Raw genomic sequence first — 19,820 nt, forward strand, 5'->3', positions numbered from 1 at the left:
TTCGGGCCAGTTTTCGTCAGGCATGAAAAAACCCGGCACGAGGCCGGGTTTCAGTCGAGCGGGTCGGGCGGGTCAGTCGACCGCTTTGACCATGTCTTCGATGACTTTCTTGGCGTCGCCGAACACCATCATGGTCTTGTCCAGGTAGAACAGTTCGTTGTCCAGGCCAGCGTAGCCGCTGGCCATCGAGCGCTTGTTGACGATCACGGTCTTGGCTTTGTACGCCTCGAGGATCGGCATGCCGGCGATCGGCGACTTCGGATCGTTCTTCGCCGCCGGGTTGACCACGTCGTTGGCGCCGAGCACCAGCACCACGTCGGCCTGGCCGAACTCGGAGTTGATGTCGTCCATCTCGAACACCTGCTCGTAAGGCACTTCGGCCTCGGCCAGCAGTACGTTCATGTGCCCCGGCATACGCCCGGCCACTGGGTGAATCGCATACTTCACGTTCACCCCACGATGGGTCAGCTTCTCGGCCAATTCCATCAGTGCGTGCTGAGCGCGGGCTACGGCCAGGCCATAGCCGGGGACGATGATCACCGTGTCGGCGTTGGTCAGCAGGAACGCGGCGTCGTCGCTTGAGCCAGATTTCACCGGACGTTGTTCCTTGCTGCCCGCTGCCGGGCCGGCATCCACCGCACCGCCGAAGCCGCCGAGGATGACGTTGAAGAACGAGCGGTTCATCGCCTTGCACATGATGTAGGAGAGGATCGCACCCGAGGAACCGACCAGGCTGCCGGCGATGATCAGCATCGAGTTGTTCAGCGAGAAGCCGATACCGGCGGCCGCCCAGCCCGAATAGCTGTTGAGCATCGACACCACTACCGGCATGTCGGCGCCGCCGATCGGGATGATGATCAGCACACCGATGACGAAGGCCAGCGCCACCAGCAGGGCGAAGGCACTGAGGTCGCCGCTGAAGGTGAAGACCAGGCCGAGGCCGAGGATGGCCAGGCCGATCGCCAGGTTGATCATGTGCTGGCCGGCAAACTGTACCGGTGCGCCCTGGAACAGGCGGAACTTGTACTTGCCGGACAGCTTGCCGAAGGCGATCACCGAACCGGAGAAGGTGATGGCGCCGATGGCCGCACCGAGGAACAGCTCCAGGCGGTTACCGGCTGGGATGGCATCACCCAGTGCGGCGACTATGCCCAGCGACTGCGGCTCGACCACCGCGGCGATGGCGATAAACACCGCAGCCAGACCGATCATGCTGTGCATGAAGGCCACCAGCTCCGGCATCTTGGTCATTTCCACACGCTTGGCCATCACGGTGCCGACGCTGCCGCCGACCAACAGGCCGATGAGTACGTAGCCGATACCGGCGCTGGTGCCCATCTGTGCGCTGAGCTTGTAGATCAGGCTGAGCGTGGTGACGATGGCGATGCCCATGCCGATCATGCCGAACAGGTTGCCGCGGCGCGACGACGTCGGGTGCGACAGGCCCTTGAGCGCCTGAATGAAGCAGATCGAAGCGATCAGGTAGAGAACAGTGATCAGGTTCATGCTCATATCAGTGCTTCCCCGCCTGCGCCTTCGGCGCCTTCTTCTTGAACATTTCCAGCATGCGTCGGGTGACCAGGAAGCCACCGAAGACGTTGACCGCGGCCAGCGCCACGGCCAGGGTGCCCATCAGCTTGCCCAGTGGGGTCACGGTCAGGGCGGCGGCCAGCATGGCGCCGACGATGACGATCGCCGAGATGGCGTTGGTCACCGCCATCAGCGGGGTGTGCAGGGCCGGGGTGACGTTCCATACCACGTGGTAGCCGACGTAGATGGCCAGCGCGAAGATGATCAGGTTGTAGATGCCGTCGGAAATCAGATCCATGTCTCTACTCCTTAGCCGTTGGTCCGGACGACTTGGCCGTCGCGGCACATCAGGCACGCGGCGACGATGTCGTCTTCGAGGTTGAGGTGGAACTTGCCGTCGCCGTCGATTACCAGCTTGAGGAAGTCCAGCAGGTTGCGTGCATACAGGGCCGAGGCATCGGCCGGCACCATAGCGGCCAGGTTGCTGTGGCCGACGATGGTCACGCCGTGCTTGATCACCACCTGTTCGGCTTCGGTCAGCGGGCAGTTGCCACCCTGAGCGGCCGCCAGGTCGATGATCACCGAGCCGGGTTTCATTTCTTCAACCGTGGCCGCGTGCAGCAGGGTCGGTGCCTTGCGCCCCGGAATCAGCGCGGTGGTGATGACGATGTCGGCCTGTTTGGCGCGCTCGTGCACCGCCTTGGCCTGACGCTCCATCCACGAGGCCGGCATCGGCCGCGCGTAGCCGCCGACGCCTTCGGCGCACTCGCGCTCTTCATCGGTCTCGAACGGCACGTCGACGAACTTGGCGCCGAGTGACTCGATCTGCTCCTTCACCGCCGGACGCACGTCAGACGCCTCGATCACCGCGCCCAGGCGCTTGGCCGTGGCGATGGCCTGCAGGCCGGCGACGCCGGCGCCGAGGATCAGGATGCGCGCGGCTTTCACCGTACCGGCAGCCGTCATCAGCATCGGCATGAAGCGCGGATAGTGATGCGCGGCCAGCAGCACGGCCTTGTAACCGGCGATGTTGGCCTGCGACGACAGCACATCGAGGCTCTGCGCACGCGAGGTGCGCGGCGCGGCTTCGAGGGCGAAGGCGGTGATGCCGCGCGCGCTCATCCGGGCGATGGTCTCGTTGCTGAACGGGTTGAGCATGCCGACCAGCGCGGCGCCGGTTTGCATCAGCGCCAGTTCGCCATCGTTTGGCGCGGTGACTTTCAGTACCAATTCGGCGCCGAAGGCGGCCGCCTCGTTGCCGATAGTTGCGCCGGCTGCGGCGTAGGCGCTGTCGGGGATGCTGGCGCTAACGCCCGCACCGCTCTGCACGGTCACCTGATGGCCTTGGCCGATCAGCTTCTTAATGGTCTCGGGAGTCGCGGCAACCCGCGTCTCGCCGGCATGGGTTTCGAGAGGAACACCGATGTGCACTTCAAATCTCCTGCGTGATCTTTTTAGTGAACCGGCGCACTGCGGATGGCGCGCTGGCGAGAGGGGATCATCACAAACTCGCCAGGGCAGATCCTGCAGCCAAGGCGGGGCGCGGCATTTTGCAGGCGAAGGGCGAGCCCTTCAAGAAGTTCTGGAGCAAAACCTGGAGATAACTACAGGTCATACTTTGACTTCGTGTTCAATTTTTTTTGCCGAGGGCTAGTGCCGCAACGCCTGCGGGTCATTCGAGGGCTTCTTTAGCGGTTATTGGCATCCTTGTCATGAATGCTGCTCCATGGATCAGGCCCGCTGTTCGATGATTGCGCGTAGGTGTCAGCATTTGCAGGGCCTGTAGGGCTTTTGCTGTGCAGTAAATAAAACGCCGCAAGGGTATATCAAACGCAGTGATTGTAGTGGGCAAGGTTGTTGACTACGGGGTCAACAACGCTGTGTGTTAGGCCGCTCCTGGGTTGTAGCCACGCGGATGACGCAATTGGTGAAAACGATGTCGCCCAGCAACGGCCTGACTACATGGCGATATTTTGCACGGTGCGGGCTACCCCAGCCCGCAGGTGGCTGCATAGCGCTGTGCCTGTTGTACCAACCAATCGCGAAAGCTTAGCAGTCCAGCGGACTCGACTTTACGTTCGGGGATGATCAGGTAATAGGCCTTGTCATTGGCGCAGGCATGCTCCAGTGCCAGCATCAGGCGGCCCTCGGCCAGCTCGCGTTGAATCAGGAAAGGTGGAATCAGGGCCACGCCCATGTCGTGCATGGCCGCCTGGGCGAGCATGGAAAACAACTCGTAACGCGGCCCGCGCATGTCCCTGGGGGTGTTCAAGCCGAGCGAAGTGAACCACTGGCGCCAGGCGTAGGGCCGTGTGGTTTGTTGCAGCAGGGGTAACTCGGCGATCTGTTCGGCACTGAGTTGCCTGCGTCCCGCGAGCAGCGCCGGGCTGCACACCGGCATCGGGTTCTCGCGCATCAGCGGGTAGGCCACGGTGCCCGACCAGTCGCCGTCGCCGAAATAGACCGCCGCATCGAACTCGGTGTCGGCAAACAGAAAGGGCCGGGTGCGGTTGGTCAGGTTGACCGTGACCTGCGGATGCAGGCGCTGGAAGTCCTTCAACCGGGGCAGCAGCCACTGGGTGCCGAAGGTCGGCACCACCGCCAGCTCGATATTCATTGCGCCCTGCTGGCCCATGATGGCCAGGGTGTCGCGCTCCACCGCATCGAGTTGGCTGGCGACGCGCCGTGCATAGGACAGCCCGGCCTCGGTGAGTTTCACCCCGCGTCGCGAGCGGCGGAACAGTTCGACGTTGAGAAACTCTTCCAGGCTGGCGACTTGGCGACAAATGGCGCTCTGGGTCAGCGCCAGCTCTGCGGCGGCCTTGGTGAAGCTCTGGTGGCGCGCGGCCGACTCGAAAGCGACCAGGGCGGTGGTGCTGGGGATCTTGCGACGCATCTGTGCGGCACTCTCATGTTTGCAGGCTGTTTGTCTAGGCTAAAGCTATCTCGAAGTGAGTAATATGCACAACAGCGTGCGAAATCCTCGTTTGCACGGCCCGCCTCCCAGGCCTAGGATTAATGCTCATGTTCTCCATTGGGAGCGGCGCTTGCCGCGATGCTGTGAGCAACGGCGCCCAGCCACTCTCCCTAGTGTTTTCGAGGTTACCGCGATGGCCAAGGCAAGCTTCAACTGGATCGACCCGCTGCTGCTCGATCAGCAATTGACTGAAGAAGAACGCATGGTGCGCGACAGCGCCCAACAGTTCGCCGCCGACAAACTGGCCCCGCGCGTGCTGGAAGCCTTCCGCCACGAGCAGACCGACCCGGCGATCTTCCGCGAGATGGGCGACACCGGCCTGCTCGGTGCGACCATCCCGGAAGCCTACGGCGGCAGCGGCCTGAACTACGTGTGCTACGGGCTGATCGCCCGCGAGGTGGAACGGGTCGACTCCGGCTACCGCTCGATGATGAGCGTGCAGTCGTCCCTGGTGATGGTGCCGATCTTCGAGTTCGGCAACGAGGCGACCAAGCAGAAGTACCTGCCCAAGCTGGCCAGCGGTGAGTGGATCGGCTGCTTCGGCCTGACCGAGCCGAACCACGGCTCCGACCCGGGTTCGATGATCTGCCGGGCGAAGAAGGTCGACGGCGGTTATCGTCTGTCCGGCAGCAAGATGTGGATCACCAACTCGCCCATCGCCGATGTGTTCGTGGTCTGGGCCAAGGACGATGCCGGCGAGATCCGTGGCTTCGTCCTGGAGAAGGGTTGGCAGGGCCTGAGCGCCCCGGCGATCCACGGCAAGGTCGGCCTGCGCGCCTCGATCACCGGCGAAATCGTCATGGACAACGTGTTCTGCCCGGAAGAGAACGCCTTCCCCGACGTGCGCGGCCTCAAGGGTCCGTTCACCTGCCTCAACTCGGCCCGCTACGGCATCAGCTGGGGCGCCCTGGGCGCCGCCGAAGACTGCTGGCACACCGCGCGCCAGTACGTGCTGGACCGCCAGCAGTTCGGTCGGCCCCTGGCCGCCAACCAGCTGATCCAGAAGAAGCTGGCCGACATGCAGACCGAGATCACCCTGGCCCTGCAAGGTTGCCTGCGCCTCGGGCGGATGAAGGACGAAGGCACGGCCGCGGTGGAGATCACCTCGATCATGAAGCGCAACAGCTGCGGCAAGTCCCTGGAGATCGCCCGCCTGGCCCGCGACATGCTTGGCGGCAACGGCATCAGCGACGAGTTCGGCGTGGCCCGGCACCTGGTCAACCTGGAAGTGGTGAATACCTACGAGGGCACCCACGACGTCCACGCGCTGATCCTCGGTCGCGCGCAGACCGGCATCCAGGCGTTTTTCTAAGCGGTTCACGCCGTAGGCTGGGTAGAGGCGTTTTTTGCCGAAACCCAGCTGTCAGGCAATCCAGCTGGGTTTCGCTGCGCTCTACCCAGCCTACGCCCACTCTCTAGTGTGAGAATCCCATGTCCGGCGCCCTGTCCCATATCCGCGTACTCGATCTCTCCCGTGTGCTCGCCGGGCCCTGGGCCGGGCAGATTCTCGCCGACCTCGGCGCCGAGGTGGTCAAGGTCGAGCGCCCCGGCACGGGTGACGACACCCGCCACTGGGGCCCGCCGTTCCTGCAGAACCCGCAGGGCGAGAACACCACGGAGGCGGCCTACTACCTGGCCGCCAACCGCAACAAGCAGTCGCTGACCCTCGACTTCACCCAGGCCGAGGGGCAGCGCATCGTCCGCGAGCTGGCGGCGAAATCCGACATCCTCATCGAGAACTTCAAGGTCGGCGGCCTGGCCGCCTACGGCCTCGATTACGCCAGCTTGAAGGCGCTCAATCCGCGGCTGATCTATTGCTCGATCACCGGTTTCGGCCAGGATGGCCCCTATGCCAAACGCGCCGGCTACGACTTCATGATCCAGGGCCTCGGCGGGTTGATGAGCCTGACCGGACGCCCGGAAGGCGAGGCGGGCGCCGGGCCGGTCAAGGTCGGCGTCGCGCTGACCGATATCCTCACCGGGCTGTATTCCACCGCGGCGATGCTCGCCGCCCTGGCCAGCCGCGAGCAGACCGGCAAGGGACAGCACATCGACATGGCGCTGCTCGACGTGCAGGTCGCCTGCCTGGCCAACCAGGCGATGAATTACCTGACCACCGGCACGCCGCCACGGCGCCTGGGCAATGCCCATCCGAATATCGTGCCCTACCAGGACTTCCCCAGCGCCGACGGCGACTTCATCCTCACGGTCGGCAATGACGGCCAGTTCCGTAAATTTTGCGAGGTCGCCGGCCTTACGGCTTTGACCGACGACCCGCGTTTTGCCACCAATAAGGCGCGCGTCGCTCACCGCGCCGAGCTGATCCCGCTGATCCGCCAGGCCACGGTGTTCAAGACCACCAGTGAGTGGGTGACTGCCCTGGAAAAGGCCGGCGTGCCCTGCGGGCCGATCAACGACCTGCAGCAGATGTTCGCCGACCCGCAGGTGCTGGCGCGTGGTCTGCGTATCGATCTGCCGCACCCCCTGGCCGGCAGCGTGCCGCAGGTGGCCAGCCCGATTCGGCTGTCCGAAACCCCGGTGCAATACCGCAATGCGCCGCCCCTGCTCGGCGAACACACCGAGCAGGTATTGCGCCAGTGGCTGGGCATGAGCGCCGAGCAGATCGCCGCGCTGCGTCAGACCGGGGTGCTCTGAGCCGGGCGACTCAGCCAGGCTGGCCATCCACTCGTGGGCGCCAGAACAGCGCCGCGTAATGGCGCAGGAACAGGGCGAACGCCAGCATCCAGCATGCACTGGAAAGCCCTAGACCGCTGAGCGGCGCCCAGGGCACCAGCAGCACGCGCAGCAGCGCCGCCAGTTGCAGGCTGGCGAAGGCCCAGCTCATCGCCCGCGGTGCCTGCAGCGGGCGGCCGGTATGGCCGAGGCTGACCCGCGCGAGCATCGCCAGAATCACTCCTGCCACCGCGCCGACCGCCAGGGCGTGATGGCCCAGGCTGGCCTGATCTAGTAGTCCCAGGTGCCACAGCGCCAGGCCGAGCGTGGCCACCGGCAGCCAGGCATAGGCCGCGTGCAGCGACCAGAGCAACGGCACGCGACGGATGCCGGGGTCGAACCAGTGCAGCAGGCGCAGGCCGTGCAACAGCGTCAACGTCAGAAACAGCGGGGCCAGCCAGGGCTGGGGCTGCAGCTTGTGGCCCAGGGCGAACGACAGGGCGGCGCCCAGCGACAGCAGCATGACCAGCAGATCCAGGCGCGGCTGCGGCGCGCATGCGCTTATCCGGCCCACCCCGCGCTGGGTGAAGAAGGGAATCACCCGACCGCCGATGATGTTGACCAGTGCGCCTAGCAGCCACAGGCCGGCCAGTGCGCCGCGCCGCTGCAGGCTCTCGTCGCCCAGCGCCAGGCCATACAGCAACACGTACTCGCAGCCAGCCAATAGCAGCAGGACCAGCACCAGCGGGTAGTTGCGCCGTTGCCCGGCCGCCAGCAACTGGCGGCCCACGACCCAGGCCACCAGCGGCAGAAACGGCAGTTGCACGGCCAGCAACAGACCCAGCGGCGCGCCGACCAGCCAGACCAGGCGGGCGAGTAGCCAGAGCCCGAACAGCGCCGCCAGCGGCGCGCCGGACAGACCGGGGCGACCGGTCCAGTTCTGTACCGCAGTCAGCAGAAAGCCGGCGATGATCGCCACGCCGAAGCCGAACGGCATCTCGTGGCGGTGCCAGGCCAGGCTGCCACCCCGTGGTTGCCAGGCGGGCAGATAGCCGAGCAGGTGGGCGATCCAGATGCCGATGGCCAGCAGGGCGAAGGCGCCGCCGGCCAGGAAGAATGGGCGAAAGCCCAGGCGCCAGAACGGCGCTATAGACAATTCGCGAGTGCGATCACGCAGTAGCACAGCAGGGCGCTCCTGGTCTGTTCAGTTGCTGCTGCGCCGCCAGGCGCAGCACATAGCCGAGTTTCAGCAGGCTCGGCCCGAGGATGGTCAGCGCATGGGCGCCGACCAGCAGGCGCAGGCCGAGATAGGCGTCCAGGCCATAGGCGGCGAACAGGCCGATCAACAGCAACAGCAGACCCGCGACCAGCAGCCGATTGGCCAAGCGTAACGCCCGCACGGGGCAGGTGAAGAAATCGGACATGACCGCCTCCCGGGAATCCAGTGGCCTGTGCGGCCAGTTCGGTTAGTCAGTTTCGGCGTCTGCGTCCCCGGTATTGCATTGCCTCAGGGCCTCAGCCATCCGAACTCGAGTTAACCAACCAGCCGTACAGGTCACTCGCCCCTGTGGTTTAACTGTCTAGCGCACTGGCCGGGCCAAAGAACTCATAGTGACTCTGGCTTTCCGGTACGCCGAGTTCGCGCAGGTGCTTCTTCACCTGGGCCATGAAGGGCTTGGGGCCGAGGAAGTAAGCGTCCAGGTCACGCTCTTCGGGTAGCCATTCGGCCAGTTGCGCCTGGCTGAGAAAGCCCACGGCGTGCGACTGGTCGTCTGCGCGCGGTTCGCTGTAGCAATAGAAGTGCTGCACCTGCGGATGTGCCGCGGATTGCGCCTGCACCCAGTCGCGGAAGGCATGCACCCCGGCATGTCGCGCGCAGTGGATAAAGTGAATCGCCCGGCCGCTGTCACGCGCGGCCTCGAGCATGCTCACGGCCGGGGTGATGCCGACGCCGGCGCTGATCAGCACCAGCGGCTTGCTCGACGGCCGCAGGACGAAATCGCCGGCCGGCGGGAACAGCTCCAGGCGGTCGCCGACTTGCAGTTGATCGTGCAGGTAGTTGGACACCTTGCCGCCCGCCTCGCGCTTGACGCTGATGCGGTACTCGCGGCCATCGCCGAGCGCCGACAGCGAGTAGTTACGGCGTTCTTCCTCGCCGTCCAGGTGCAAACGCAGCCCGATGTACTGACCCGGATGAAACTCAAGCAGCGCGCCGCCGTCTTCCGGCTGCAGGTGCAGGGAGACGATTTCCTCGCTTTCCGCGACCTTGCCGGCCAGACGGAACCAGCGCGCGCCACGCCAGCCACCGGGCGCCTCGGCGTTGGCCGCGTAAGCGCTTTCTTCCGCGCCGATCAGGATGTCGGCCAGTTGGCCGTAAGCCGCGGCCCAGGCGTCGATCACCTCGTCGGTGGCGATCTCGGCACCCAGCACTTCGCGAATCGCCCGCAGCAGGCAGCTGCCGACTATCGGGTAGTGTTCGGGGAGGATCTGCAGCGACACGTGCTTGTTGACGATCTGTCCGACCAGCGGGCCGAGGGCTTCCAGCCGGTCTATATGCCGGGCGTACATCAGCACGGCGTTGGCCAGGGCGCGTTGTTGTTCGCCGCTGCTCTGGTGAGCCTGGTTGAACAGGGCGCGCACCTCTGGGTATTCGGCGAACATGATGCTGTAGAAATGCCGGGTCAGGGCTTCGCCGCCGGTTTCCAGCAGCGGTACAGTGGCTTTGATCAGGCTGCGGTGTTGGGCTGAGAGCATGTTTGCGTTCCTCTGCGAGTGGTCGATTCTGCTCGTGGTGGCCGCTGGCGCAATTCGGCTGCGGGCCAGCCACGTGTTAAGTTGATTGCTTCTGATCTATTACTTACAGAAAACATGCCAGTATTTTTATCTTTAAATTTCAATGGCTTATTTGTTGTGTAGTCTTTATGACAATAAGCGATAAAGAGTCTTTATGACTCCGAGTAGTCTTTATGACCGCTAGCCCCTTGCTCACCGCACTGATCCCGCTGGTCGCCGACCTGTCCCGCGAATTGCCCGAGGCCGAGCGCTATCGGCGCCTGTTGCTCGCCCTGCGCCAGTTGCTGCCCTGCGATGCGGTGGCGCTGCTCAAGCTCGAGGGCGAGGTGCTGGTGCCGTTGTCGGTCGAGGGGCTGAGCGCCGATACCCTCGGCCGGCGCTTCAGGGTCAGTGAACACCCACGGCTGCAGGCGCTGCTCGAGCGTCGCGGACCGACCCGCTTCGCCACCGACTGTGGCCTGCCCGACCCCTACGATGGCCTGGTCGAGGGGCATCGCGGCCATCTGGAGGTGCACGACTGCCTGGGTTGTCCGCTGTATCTACAGGACACGCTGTGGGGCCTGTTGACCCTGGATTCCCTCGATCCGGCGAGTTTCGGCAGCGTCGACCTGGACACCCTGGAGGCTTTCGCCAGCCTGGCCGCCGCCACCGTGATGGCCAACGAACGGATCAACCGGCTGCTGCGTCGGGTCGAGGACGAACATCAGCTGGCCGAGGTCTACAAGCAAGCCGCCGGCCAGCACCGCCCGCGCGAGCTGATCGGCCAGAGCCCCAGCCATAAGCACTTGCAGCAGGAGATCGCCCTGGTCGGCGACAGCGAGCTGAGCGTGCTGATCAGCGGCGAAACCGGGGTCGGCAAGGAGCTGGTGGCCGAGGCTCTGCATGCCGCTTCGCCGCGCGCCAAGCGCCCGTTGATCAGCCTCAACTGCGCCGCATTGCCGGACACCCTGGTCGAGAGTGAGTTGTTCGGTCATGTGCGCGGGGCGTTTTCCGGCGCGATCAACGAGCGCAGCGGCAAGTTCGAACTGGCCGACGGCGGCACATTGTTTCTCGATGAGGTCGGCGAACTGCCGCTGGCGGTACAGGCCAAACTGCTGCGGGTACTGCAGAGCGGGCAGTTGCAGCGGGTCGGCTCGGACCGCGAGCACCGCGTCGATGTGCGCGTGCTGGCGGCGAGCAACCGCGACCTGGCCGAAGAAGTGCGCGCGGGACGCTTTCGCGCCGACCTCTATCACCGCCTGAGCGTCTACCCGTTGCGGGTGCCGGCGCTGCGCGAACGCGGTCGCGATGTACTGCTGCTGGCCGGCTACTTCCTCGAGGAGAACCGTGCGCGCCTGGGGCTGCGCAGCCTGCGCCTGTCCGCCGATGCGCAGAAGGCGCTGCTGGCGCATGACTGGCCGGGCAACGTGCGCGAGCTGGAACACCTGATCGGCCGCGCGGCGCTCAAGGCCTTGTCGGCCTGTGCCGAGCGCCCGCGCATCCTCAGTATCGACAGCCAGAGCCTGGACCTGCCGAAGCATGTCGTCAGCCCGGCCAGTGCCGAGCCGGCGCCCCTGCAGGTGTCGGATGCGCTGGCCGGCATGCCCCTGCGCGACGCCCTGGATGCTTACCAGAAACAGCTGATCGGCGAAGTCCTGGCGCGCCACCAGCACAAGTGGGCCGACACCGCCCGCGAACTGGGCATCGACCGCGCCAACCTGAGCCGGCTGGCCAAGCGCCTGGGCCTGAAGTGAGGTTTCGCGCCGGGCGCCAAGGGGCAGAGTCGGTGAGCCTGGCAATGAGTGAAAGGCGAGGCGTCGCGCTAAACCACGCCGCCTCGCTGACGCTCTACTCGCTTAGCTAGTCGGCGCCCGGCGTATCGTCGCGCCCCAGCACGTCGCCCGCCCAGCTCAGCGCGGCGACCACGGTGGGAAAACCGATGGTGCTGGTCAGCGCGATCAGGCAGTGCTGGATCTGCTCCTCGGTCGCGCCGGCATCCAGGGCCCGCCTGACATGGCTGTGCACCGCGCCCTCCGAGCGAATCGCCGCCGCGGCGGCGAGCTGCACCAGTTGCACGGCCTGCTCGTCCAGCGGGCCGGCATTGCGCACAGTAGTGCCCAGTGCCTCAACGGCGTCAAAGTAATCCGGATGCTGCTGCTTGAAGCGTTGATAGGTGTCGAGTTTTCTCTTCCTGTCCATGCGGCTCTCCACGAGTTGGATGTGCAACGGGGGGTTTACCCTGTTCAGCGTAAACCCTCTTGGGCAGAAGAGCAGATGAGCTGAGCAGACGGTGGAGAGCGTTGCGGTTAGCGGGGTGACGGGGGGTGTCTCGTGGGGGCCGGAGTGCGGCAGAGACCAGGCTTGGGTCGGCTTCACCAAAACGCCTAAGCGTCGAGCTTGTCGACTGCACTGGCGCGGGGCGCACCAAAGCCAAAACCAAAAAAAGGCCCTAGGTTTTCACCTAAGGCCTTGTTTTATATGGCGCACCAGGCGGGATTCGAACCCACGACCACTGCCTTCGGAGGGCAGTACTCTATCCAGCTGAGCTACTGGTGCAGCGCGGCGCAATCATACCCACCTCTGCGCCGGGCGTCCATGCCGGCGCATTGTGCGCGATTCTGCACGAATGCTGTGGATATTCCCTGGATTGATCGGGAGATAGCAGCTGGCCCTATATTTCGTTCTTTTTTTCGAACATCCTATTGCCCTTTCCCCCCGACGACCCTAGGATTCGTTTGAGATTTCAAACGCTCTTGAGGAAGTCGTTCGGAACTCTGTACGACCTGGATCGCTCGAATTCTGCAGGGCCGCCAAATGCCTGAGCGCGAGGCGGTGTGTTCGCCGCACCAGCGTTCTATGGGCACAGGCCCATGACCCCAACTACAACCGTCCGGCGCCTGGGTGTCGGGATTAAGGAGACTGCCATGCAATTGAAAGACACCCAGCTGTTCCGTCAGCAAGCCTACATCGACGGCACCTGGCTGGACGCCGACAGCGGCCAGACCCTCAAGGTCAACAACCCGGCCACCGGCGAAATTATCGGCACTGTGCCGAAGATGGGCGCCGCCGAAACCCGCCGCGCCATCGAGGCCGCCGATAAGGCTCTGCCCGCCTGGCGTGCGCTGACCGCCAAGGAGCGTGCAACCAAGCTGCGCCGCTGGTTCGAATTGTTGATGGAGAACCAGGACGACCTCGGCCGCCTGATGACCCTGGAGCAGGGCAAGCCGCTGGCCGAGTCCAAGGGCGAGATCGCCTACGCCGCCTCCTTTATCGAGTGGTTCGCCGAAGAAGCCAAGCGCATCTATGGCGACGTGATTCCCGGTCACCAGGCGGATAAGCGCCTGATCGTGATCAAGCAGCCGATCGGCGTGACCGCGGCGATTACCCCGTGGAACTTCCCGGCGGCGATGATCACCCGTAAAGCCGGCCCGGCCCTGGCCGCCGGTTGCACCATGGTGATCAAGCCTGCGTCGCAGACGCCATTCTCGGCGCTGGCGCTGGTCGAGTTGGCACACCGTGCCGGTATCCCCAAGGGTGTGCTCAGCGTGGTCACCGGCAGCGCCGGCGACATCGGCGGCGAGCTGACCAGCAACCCGATCGTGCGCAAGCTGTCGTTCACCGGCTCGACCGAGATCGGTCGCCAGTTGATGGCCGAGTGCGCCAAGGACATCAAGAAAGTGTCCCTGGAGCTGGGCGGCAACGCGCCGTTCATCGTGTTCGACGACGCCGACCTGGATGCGGCAGTCGAGGGCGCGCTGGCCTCCAAGTACCGCAACGCCGGGCAGACCTGCGTCTGCGCCAATCGCCTGTACGTACAGGACGGTGTGTACGACGCCTTCGCCGAGAAGCTGAAAACCGCGGTGGCCAAGCTGAAGATCGGCAACGGCCTGGACGACGGTGTCACCACCGGTCCGCTGATCGACGAGAAGGCGGTGGCCAAGGTGCAAGAACACATCGCCGATGCGGTGAGCAAGGGTGCCAAGCTGCTCAGCGGCGGCAAACCGCACAGCCTGGGTGGCAGCTTCTTCGAACCGACTATCCTGATCGACGTGCCGAATAACGCCGCGGTGGCCAAGGAAGAGACCTTCGGTCCGTTGGCGCCGCTGTTCCGCTTCAAGGACGAAGCCGAAGTGATCGCCATGTCCAACGACACCGAGTTTGGCCTGGCGTCCTACTTCTATGCCCGCGACCTGGGCCGGGTGTTCCGCGTGGCCGAGGCCCTGGAGTACGGCATCGTCGGCATCAACACCGGGATCATCTCCACCGAGGTGGCGCCGTTCGGCGGTATCAAGGCCTCGGGCCTGGGCCGTGAGGGCTCCAAGTACGGCATCGAGGATTACCTGGAGATCAAGTACCTCTGCCTGGGCATCTAATCGCTGCAGCGCGCGTTCGTGCGGCGTTGGCGGGACTCGGCAAACTGCTCATTGGCATCAGCCAACGGCGCTTTTCGAGTCCAGTCGCTTTATTTGACTTGCGCACGGTACGCGTTCAGGCGCTCAGGCTCGCGGCCCAACGCCAGCCCGTGACAATGCAACACAGGTGACACCGCAACAAAGAACCCTGAGCAGTCGGCAGGGCCGAGGCAGTCGATCATCGTATGCTGCCCGCGCCTTTCCCCGGCTGTGTTAATCCTTGAACTGCGCCGACCGATGAGCGGCGAATGAGGAGCTTTTTATGAGCAAGACCAACGAATCCCTGATGCAACGCCGCACCGCCGCCGTACCGCGCGGTGTGGGGCAGATCCACCCGATCTTCGCCGACCACGCGGAAAACGCCACGGTCACCGACGTCGAAGGCCGTGAGTTCATCGACTTCGCCGGCGGCATCGCGGTGCTCAACACCGGTCACCTGCACCCGAAGATCATCGCCGCGGTGCAGCAGCAGCTGACCAAATTGACCCACACCTGCTTCCAGGTGCTGGCCTACGAGCCCTATGTGGACGTCTGCGAAAAAGTCGCGGCCAAGGTACCGGGCGACTTCGCCAAGAAAACCCTGCTGGTCACCACCGGCTCGGAAGCCGTGGAGAACGCGGTGAAGATCGCCCGCGCCGCCACCGGCCGCGCCGGAGTGATCGCCTTCACCGGCGGTTACCACGGTCGCACCATGATGACCCTGAGCCTGACCGGCAAGGTCGCGCCCTATTCGGCTGGCATGGGCCTGATGCCCGGTGGCGTGTTCCGTGCCCAGTTCCCTTGCGCGCTGCATGGGGTCAGCAGCGACGACGCCATGGCCAGCATCGAACGGATCTTCAAGAACGACGCCGAACCGCGCGACATCGCCGCGATCATCATCGAGCCGGTGCAGGGCGAAGGCGGCTTCTACGTCGCGCCGAAGGACTTCATGCAGCGCCTGCGCGCGCTGTGCGACCAGCACGGCATCCTGCTGATCGCCGACGAAGTGCAGACCGGCGCCGGGCGCACCGGCACCTTCTTCGCCATGGAGCAGATGGGCGTGGCCGCCGACCTGACCACCTTCGCCAAGTCGATCGCCGGCGGCTTCCCGCTGGCCGGAGTGTGCGGCAAGGCCGAATACATGGATGCGATCGCTCCGGGTGGCCTCGGCGGCACCTACGCCGGCAGCCCGGTTGCCTGCGCCGCAGCCCTGGCGGTGATGGAGGTGTTCGAGGAAGAGCAGCTGCTGGAGCGCTGCAAGGCGGTCGGTGAGCGTCTGGTCACGGGCCTCAAGGCCATCCAGAGCAAACACAAGGCGATCGGCGACGTGCGCGCCCTGGGCGCGATGATCGCAGTCGAGCTGTTCGAAGGCGGCGACCTGCACAAGCCCAACGCGGCACTGGTCGGCCAGGTCGTCGCCAAGGCGCGCGACAAGGGCCTGATCCTGCTGTCCTGCGGTACCTACGGCAACGTGCTGCGTGTGCTGGTGCCGATCACCGCCGAAGACGCATTGTTGGACAAGGGCCTGGCGATCATCGCCGAGTGCTTCGACGAACTCGCCTGAGGCTCACCAGGCCAGGCGTTGCTTGGACCCGCTTCGGCGGGTCTTTTTTTACCCGGAATTTGCCTTGGCAGCGCGTGTGGGTTAATGGCGCCCAAACGGGTGGGTGAAGTTACTGCGGAATTTGTGCGCCGCGTAACCCACCAAGCGGTGATCGGCCTGACCCACCTGGTGGGTTATGGCGCAACTGATTAGGTATCAGCAGATAGCCCGTGATCATGCGCCTAACCTGCCCTACGCCTGGCGCAGCAATCCCAAGAGAATATCCAGCGCCGGGTCGATGTCCTGTGCTTCGATGGCGCCGAAACCGAACAGCAACCCCGGCATGCCTGGGCCTTCGGCGTAGAAGGGCGCGAGATCGAGCAGCAGCACCCCGCGCTCGGCCAGTTGCGCGCACAGCCGGGTGCAGTCCAGCGGTTGGCGCAGGCGTGCGGCCAGGTGGATGCCGGCCACCGCCGGCAAGGCCTCCAGCCAGGGCGCCAGATCGCCCGCGAGTCGGCTCAGCAGGCGCTGACGCCGCTGGGCGTATTCGCGTTGCAGACGCCGCGTGTGTTTGGCGAATTCGCCGTTGCCGATGAAGTGCGCCAGCGCCATCTGCTGCAGGCTCTCACTGTGCTGGTCGGCGAGTTGTTTGGCCGCCGTGAGTTCGCCGCGCAGGGCGGCTGGCATCAACAGGTAGCCGAGGCGCAACTCGGGGAACAGGGTCTTGGAGAAGGTGCCGATATAGGCGACGCGGCCTTCGCGATCGAGTCCCTGCAGGGACTCCAGCGGACGCCCGTCGAAGCGGTATTCGCCATCGTAGTCGTCTTCGATGATCAGCGCCTGGCGGCTGCGCGCCCACTCCAGCAGCGCCAGACGGCGCGGCAGGCTCATCGCTTGGCCCAGCGGGAACTGGTGCGAGGGCGTCACGTAGACCAGCTTGGCCTGCTCCGGCAGGCAGTCCACGCGCAGCCCCTCGCGATCCACCGGTACGCCGAGTACGCGGGCGCCGGCCGCCTCGAAGGCCATGCGCGCGGGCGGGTAGCCGGGCTCCTCGACCACGGCCAGATCGCCCGGCGTCAGCATCACCCGAGCCAGCAGGTCGATGGCCTGCTGCGCGCCCTGGCTGACCAGGATGTCCTGCCAGTCGCAACGCACCGCCCGGTTGATCGCCAGGTAGCGCGAGATCGCCAGACGCAGCTCCGGGTAGCCGAGCGCCTCGGCATAGAAGGCCGGACTGCGCGCCTGCAAGCGCAGGGCGCGCTGCAGGCAGGTGCGCCAGGCGTCGAAGGGGAAGCGGCGTTTATCGGTGGTGCCGCCGGCGAAGCTGTAGCGCGCCGGCAGTTGCGCCGGCATGCGCCAGTTGGCGGCGATCGTTTGCCAGCGCGGGTTGGCTTGCAGGGCGGCGGTTGGCGTGGGCGGGCGCTCGACCGGCGCCAGGTTGCTGCTGACATAGGTGCCGCTGCCGACCTTGCCCTGCAGGAAACCCTCGGCGGCCAGCCGCTCGTAGGCTTCGCCGACGGTCTTGCGCGACACCGCCAGGCGTTCGGCGACAAAGCGCATCGGCGGCAGGCGGTCGCCGGCGGCCAGACGGCCCTCGAGAATGGCCGCGCGCAGCTGTCGATAGAGCTGACCAGCGAGATCCTGGCGGCCATCGAGGGCGAGGTGCAGTTCCACTGAATTGGTTACCTGGAAAATCTAAAAATTGGCTATTCGCCGGAGCCAAAGGGCGACTTAGAGTAGCGCCATGGTTCGCGCTGGGCGAGCCCTGAGAGAGAGAGGAATCGACCATGAGCGCCCGTCTCAACTGGTACAAGCTGTCCCCGGATGCCTACAAGGCGATGATCGGTCTGGAGCAGGCCCTGGAGAAGTCCGGCCTGGAACTGTCCCTGCTGGAATTGCTGCGCCTGCGCGCCTCGCAGCTCAACGGCTGCGCCTATTGCGTGAACATGCATAGCAACGATGCGCGCCAGGCCGGCGAGACCGAGCAACGCCTGCAGTGCGTGAGCGTGTGGCGCGAGACCGGCTTCTTCACCCCGCGCGAGCGCGCCGCCCTGGCCTGGACCGAGAGCCTGACGCTGTTGGCCACGCAGGGTGCGCCGCAGACGCAGTTCGAGGCGCTGCGCGAGCACTTTACCGACAAGGAGGTGGTCGACCTGACCCTGGCCATCGGCACCATCAATGCCTGGAACCGCTTCGGGGTCGGATTCGCCTTGCAGCCGGAGTAAGGAGAACCTCATGCCTAGGGTCTGTTGCTGTTTCATTCGCTCGCAATGAAACGGCAACAGACCCTAGCGTTTCGCCAGTAGGGTGCGGGCGAAAATCAGGGTGCCGAGGCCCCAGGCGGCATTCAGTAGAAAACCGATCAGAAAACGCCCCGGCAGCAGTGCCGTGTCGAAGCCCAGGCCCTTGAGCGGGAACACCACCAGCAGCGCCACGGCGGTCAGGGCGATGCCGCCGAACAGCAGGCCCTTGAGCCAGGGTTGTGGCTGGTCCGCCTGCCAGCGCAGCAGGCTGAGCATCAGCACGCCCCATACGCCGCCCCAGAACGAGGCGGAGAGCCACGCCGGCACGCCCAGCGGGGCACTGGCGCTGAGGCTGAAGGGGGCGAACGGCACCACCCCATAGGCATGCAGCAGGCCCAGCACGGGCTGGTGGAAGAACGGCACGGCGAGAAAACCGGCAATGAAGAACAGGCTCAGGCGCAGCATCGGCAGTCTCCAGGGACCGAGAGGTGTTAGCCGATTCTGCCTTAACTGCCTAAGATGGCGATAAGCAATTGCCCGAGCTGTCGATCAGGCCCAGCTGTAACAAAAACACCTGGGCGTTCTCTACAGTCTGTATTCGCCAAGGAAAGTACCGTGCACGCCATGCTCCCCCTGCTCGATCAGCTCGCCTTTCCGGCCATCCGTCGGGGTGTGTTGGAAGCTTTGCAGATCAACCTGACGTACCGCTGCAACCAGCGTTGCCTGCACTGCCATGTGAACGCCGGGCCGACCCGCAGCGAGGCGATGACCGATGACAGCCTGGCGCTGCTGCATCAGGTGATCGACGCTCATCCGGTGCAGACCCTGGACCTGACCGGTGGCGCGCCGGAGATGCACCCGCGCTTTCGCGAGATAGTCGTGCATGCCCGCCGCGAAGGCCTGCGGGTGATCGACCGCTGCAACCTGACCATCCTCAGTGAGCCCGGTTACGAGGACCTGGCCGAGTTTCTCGCCGAGCAGGGCGTGGAAGTCACCGCCTCCTTGCCCTGTTATTCGCGCGATAACGTCGACAAGCAGCGCGGCGAGGGCGTGTTCGACGCCAGTATCCGGGGCCTGCAGCGGCTCAATGCGCTGGGCTACGGCCAGGCGGACAGCGGCTTGATCCTCAACCTGGTGTACAACCCGCAAGGCGCTAGCCTGCCGCCGCCGCAGCAGCAGCTCGAAGCCGATTACAAAAGCCATCTGGCGGAAGACTTCGGCATCCACTTCAATCACCTGCTGACCATCACCAACCAGCCCATCGCGCGTTTCGGCAGCACCCTGGTCAGCAAGGGCCAGTTCAATGCCTACATGCAACTGCTGCGCGACAGCTACCGCGCGGAAAACCTCCCTGGGGTGATGTGCCGCAGCCTGGTCAGCGTCGACTGGCAAGGCTACCTGTATGACTGCGACTTCAACCAGATGCTCGACCTGCCGCTGGAGTTGCCGACGCAGCTGATCGGTCGCCAGCGTGCCCATCTGCGCGACCTGCTCGGCGCCACGCTGGAGGGCACCCCGATAGTCACCCGCGACCATTGCTTCGCCTGCACCGCCGGGCAAGGCTCCAGCTGTGGTGGCGCGCTCAACTCATAGGATGTTGCCAGGCTGCCAAGGCTTTGTGCGCGTTGCCGCCATCGCCGGGCGGCGTGGCTAACGTCGGTTCGTCGAGCTGGTGCTGGCGACACTGGTCA

17 protein-coding genes and 1 tRNA gene are annotated in these 19,820 nt (G+C 65.1%); 7 read left to right on the forward strand and 11 right to left on the reverse strand.

All coding sequences use genetic code 11. The features are described from left to right. Positions 1-72: 72 nt before the first annotated feature. The 4 genes from FBY03_RS14965 to FBY03_RS14980 all read right to left on the reverse strand — a co-directional run bounded on the left by FBY03_RS14965 (position 73) and on the right by FBY03_RS14980 (position 4,426). Positions 73-1,512, reverse strand: a complete 1,440-nt coding sequence (locus FBY03_RS14965) for an NAD(P)(+) transhydrogenase (Re/Si-specific) subunit beta (protein WP_147173169.1) — start codon at positions 1,510-1,512, stop codon at positions 73-75. A 1-nt stretch (position 1,513) separates the two neighbouring features. Beyond that, a complete protein-coding gene (locus FBY03_RS14970; RefSeq protein WP_025163588.1) occupies positions 1,514-1,828 on the reverse strand; it encodes an NAD(P) transhydrogenase subunit alpha in 315 nt (104 codons plus the stop codon). A gap of 11 nt (positions 1,829-1,839) precedes the next feature. Next, on the reverse strand, positions 1,840-2,961 hold the full coding sequence (locus FBY03_RS14975; RefSeq protein WP_147173170.1) for a Re/Si-specific NAD(P)(+) transhydrogenase subunit alpha: 1,122 nt from the start codon (positions 2,959-2,961) through the stop codon (positions 1,840-1,842). A gap of 556 nt (positions 2,962-3,517) precedes the next feature. Then, the gene (locus FBY03_RS14980; protein WP_147173171.1) at positions 3,518-4,426 is read right to left on the reverse strand and encodes a LysR family transcriptional regulator; all 909 of its coding nucleotides are present in this window, start codon (positions 4,424-4,426) and stop codon (positions 3,518-3,520) included. A gap of 214 nt (positions 4,427-4,640) precedes the next feature. On the opposite strand from FBY03_RS14980, the gene FBY03_RS14985 reads away from it, so the two are divergent. Both FBY03_RS14985 and FBY03_RS14990 read left to right on the forward strand, forming a co-directional pair. Beyond that, positions 4,641-5,819: an acyl-CoA dehydrogenase gene (locus tag FBY03_RS14985; RefSeq protein ID WP_147173172.1), complete on the forward strand. Its 1,179-nt coding sequence runs from the start codon at positions 4,641-4,643 to the stop codon at positions 5,817-5,819. A gap of 119 nt (positions 5,820-5,938) precedes the next feature. Continuing rightward, complete coding sequence (locus tag FBY03_RS14990) at positions 5,939-7,162, forward strand: CaiB/BaiF CoA-transferase family protein (RefSeq protein ID WP_147173173.1); 1,224 nt, start codon at positions 5,939-5,941, stop codon at positions 7,160-7,162. Positions 7,163-7,172: 10 nt separating this feature from the next. On the opposite strand, the gene FBY03_RS14995 is transcribed toward FBY03_RS14990, so the two are convergent. From FBY03_RS14995 to hmpA, 3 genes are all read right to left on the reverse strand, one after another. Then, positions 7,173-8,363 (reverse strand): NnrS family protein, encoded by a 1,191-nt coding sequence (locus FBY03_RS14995; protein WP_147173174.1) that lies wholly within the window; start codon positions 8,361-8,363, stop codon positions 7,173-7,175. Further along, complete coding sequence (locus FBY03_RS15000; RefSeq protein ID WP_147173175.1) at positions 8,350-8,604, reverse strand: transmembrane sensor/regulator PpyR; 255 nt, start codon at positions 8,602-8,604, stop codon at positions 8,350-8,352. The genes FBY03_RS14995 and FBY03_RS15000 overlap by 14 nt, the downstream gene beginning before the upstream one ends. A 148-nt stretch (positions 8,605-8,752) precedes the next feature. Beyond that, on the reverse strand, positions 8,753-9,934 hold the full coding sequence (hmpA, locus tag FBY03_RS15005; protein WP_147173176.1) for an NO-inducible flavohemoprotein: 1,182 nt from the start codon (positions 9,932-9,934) through the stop codon (positions 8,753-8,755). 212 nt (positions 9,935-10,146) lie between these two features. Here hmpA and norR point away from each other — a divergent pair, with 212 nt between their 5' ends. Next, the gene (gene norR / locus FBY03_RS15010) at positions 10,147-11,706 is read left to right on the forward strand and encodes a nitric oxide reductase transcriptional regulator NorR (protein ID WP_147173177.1); all 1,560 of its coding nucleotides are present in this window, start codon (positions 10,147-10,149) and stop codon (positions 11,704-11,706) included. A gap of 106 nt (positions 11,707-11,812) precedes the next feature. Here norR and FBY03_RS15015 read toward each other — a convergent pair whose 3' ends face one another. Beyond that, on the reverse strand, positions 11,813-12,151 hold the full coding sequence (locus tag FBY03_RS15015) for a carboxymuconolactone decarboxylase family protein (protein ID WP_147173178.1): 339 nt from the start codon (positions 12,149-12,151) through the stop codon (positions 11,813-11,815). 280 nt (positions 12,152-12,431) lie between these two features. Continuing rightward, positions 12,432-12,508 (reverse strand) — tRNA-Arg (locus FBY03_RS15020). 368 nt (positions 12,509-12,876) lie between these two features. Here FBY03_RS15020 and gabD point away from each other — a divergent pair. Beyond that, a complete protein-coding gene (gene gabD, locus FBY03_RS15025) occupies positions 12,877-14,325 on the forward strand; it encodes an NADP-dependent succinate-semialdehyde dehydrogenase (protein ID WP_147173179.1) in 1,449 nt (482 codons plus the stop codon). A gap of 301 nt (positions 14,326-14,626) precedes the next feature. Continuing rightward, positions 14,627-15,907 (forward strand): 4-aminobutyrate--2-oxoglutarate transaminase, encoded by a 1,281-nt coding sequence (gene gabT / locus FBY03_RS15030; protein WP_147173180.1) that lies wholly within the window; start codon positions 14,627-14,629, stop codon positions 15,905-15,907. Positions 15,908-16,138: 231 nt separating this feature from the next. On the opposite strand, the gene FBY03_RS15035 is transcribed toward gabT, so the two are convergent. Further along, positions 16,139-17,560 carry a PLP-dependent aminotransferase family protein gene (locus FBY03_RS15035; RefSeq protein ID WP_147173181.1) on the reverse strand — a complete coding sequence of 474 codons (1,422 nt, stop codon included), beginning with the start codon at positions 17,558-17,560 and terminating at the stop codon, positions 16,139-16,141. A 113-nt stretch (positions 17,561-17,673) separates the two neighbouring features. Here FBY03_RS15035 and FBY03_RS15040 point away from each other — a divergent pair, with 113 nt between their 5' ends. Next, entirely contained in the window at positions 17,674-18,111 is a 438-nt protein-coding gene (locus tag FBY03_RS15040; protein WP_147173182.1) for a carboxymuconolactone decarboxylase family protein, read from the forward strand. Between the two features lie 63 nt (positions 18,112-18,174). On the opposite strand, the gene FBY03_RS15045 is transcribed toward FBY03_RS15040, so the two are convergent. Further along, entirely contained in the window at positions 18,175-18,594 is a 420-nt protein-coding gene (locus tag FBY03_RS15045) for a hypothetical protein (RefSeq protein ID WP_147173183.1), read from the reverse strand. 159 nt (positions 18,595-18,753) lie between these two features. On the opposite strand from FBY03_RS15045, the gene arsS reads away from it, so the two are divergent. Continuing rightward, positions 18,754-19,722 carry an arsenosugar biosynthesis radical SAM (seleno)protein ArsS gene (gene arsS, locus FBY03_RS15050; RefSeq protein ID WP_218570786.1) on the forward strand — a complete coding sequence of 323 codons (969 nt, stop codon included), beginning with the start codon at positions 18,754-18,756 and terminating at the stop codon, positions 19,720-19,722. Positions 19,723-19,820: the final 98 nt, after the last annotated feature.

The organism is Pseudomonas sp. SJZ079 (genome assembly GCF_007993865.1).
Lineage (GTDB): Bacteria > Pseudomonadota > Gammaproteobacteria > Pseudomonadales > Pseudomonadaceae > Aquipseudomonas.

Excerpts from the sequence above, each read along its gene's own strand:
- FBY03_RS15000 (WP_147173175.1), bottom strand. The coding sequence starts at position 8,604 with ATGTCCGATTTCTTCACCTGCCCCGTGCGGGCGTTACGCTTGGCCAAT.
- FBY03_RS14965 (WP_147173169.1), bottom strand. The coding sequence starts at position 1,512 with ATGAGCATGAACCTGATCACTGTTCTCTACCTGATCGCTTCGATCTGC.
- hmpA (WP_147173176.1), bottom strand. The coding sequence starts at position 9,934 with ATGCTCTCAGCCCAACACCGCAGCCTGATCAAAGCCACTGTACCGCTG.
- norR (WP_147173177.1), top strand. The coding sequence starts at position 10,147 with ATGACCGCTAGCCCCTTGCTCACCGCACTGATCCCGCTGGTCGCCGAC.
- FBY03_RS15015 (WP_147173178.1), bottom strand. The coding sequence starts at position 12,151 with ATGGACAGGAAGAGAAAACTCGACACCTATCAACGCTTCAAGCAGCAG.
- FBY03_RS15040 (WP_147173182.1), top strand. The coding sequence starts at position 17,674 with ATGAGCGCCCGTCTCAACTGGTACAAGCTGTCCCCGGATGCCTACAAG.
- gabT (WP_147173180.1), top strand. The coding sequence starts at position 14,627 with ATGAGCAAGACCAACGAATCCCTGATGCAACGCCGCACCGCCGCCGTA.
- FBY03_RS14985 (WP_147173172.1), top strand. The coding sequence starts at position 4,641 with ATGGCCAAGGCAAGCTTCAACTGGATCGACCCGCTGCTGCTCGATCAG.
- arsS (WP_218570786.1), top strand. The coding sequence starts at position 18,754 with ATGCTCCCCCTGCTCGATCAGCTCGCCTTTCCGGCCATCCGTCGGGGT.
- FBY03_RS15045 (WP_147173183.1), bottom strand. The coding sequence starts at position 18,594 with ATGCTGCGCCTGAGCCTGTTCTTCATTGCCGGTTTTCTCGCCGTGCCG.
- FBY03_RS14980 (WP_147173171.1), bottom strand. The coding sequence starts at position 4,426 with ATGCGTCGCAAGATCCCCAGCACCACCGCCCTGGTCGCTTTCGAGTCG.
- FBY03_RS14970 (WP_025163588.1), bottom strand. The coding sequence starts at position 1,828 with ATGGATCTGATTTCCGACGGCATCTACAACCTGATCATCTTCGCGCTG.
- FBY03_RS14990 (WP_147173173.1), top strand. The coding sequence starts at position 5,939 with ATGTCCGGCGCCCTGTCCCATATCCGCGTACTCGATCTCTCCCGTGTG.
- gabD (WP_147173179.1), top strand. The coding sequence starts at position 12,877 with ATGCAATTGAAAGACACCCAGCTGTTCCGTCAGCAAGCCTACATCGAC.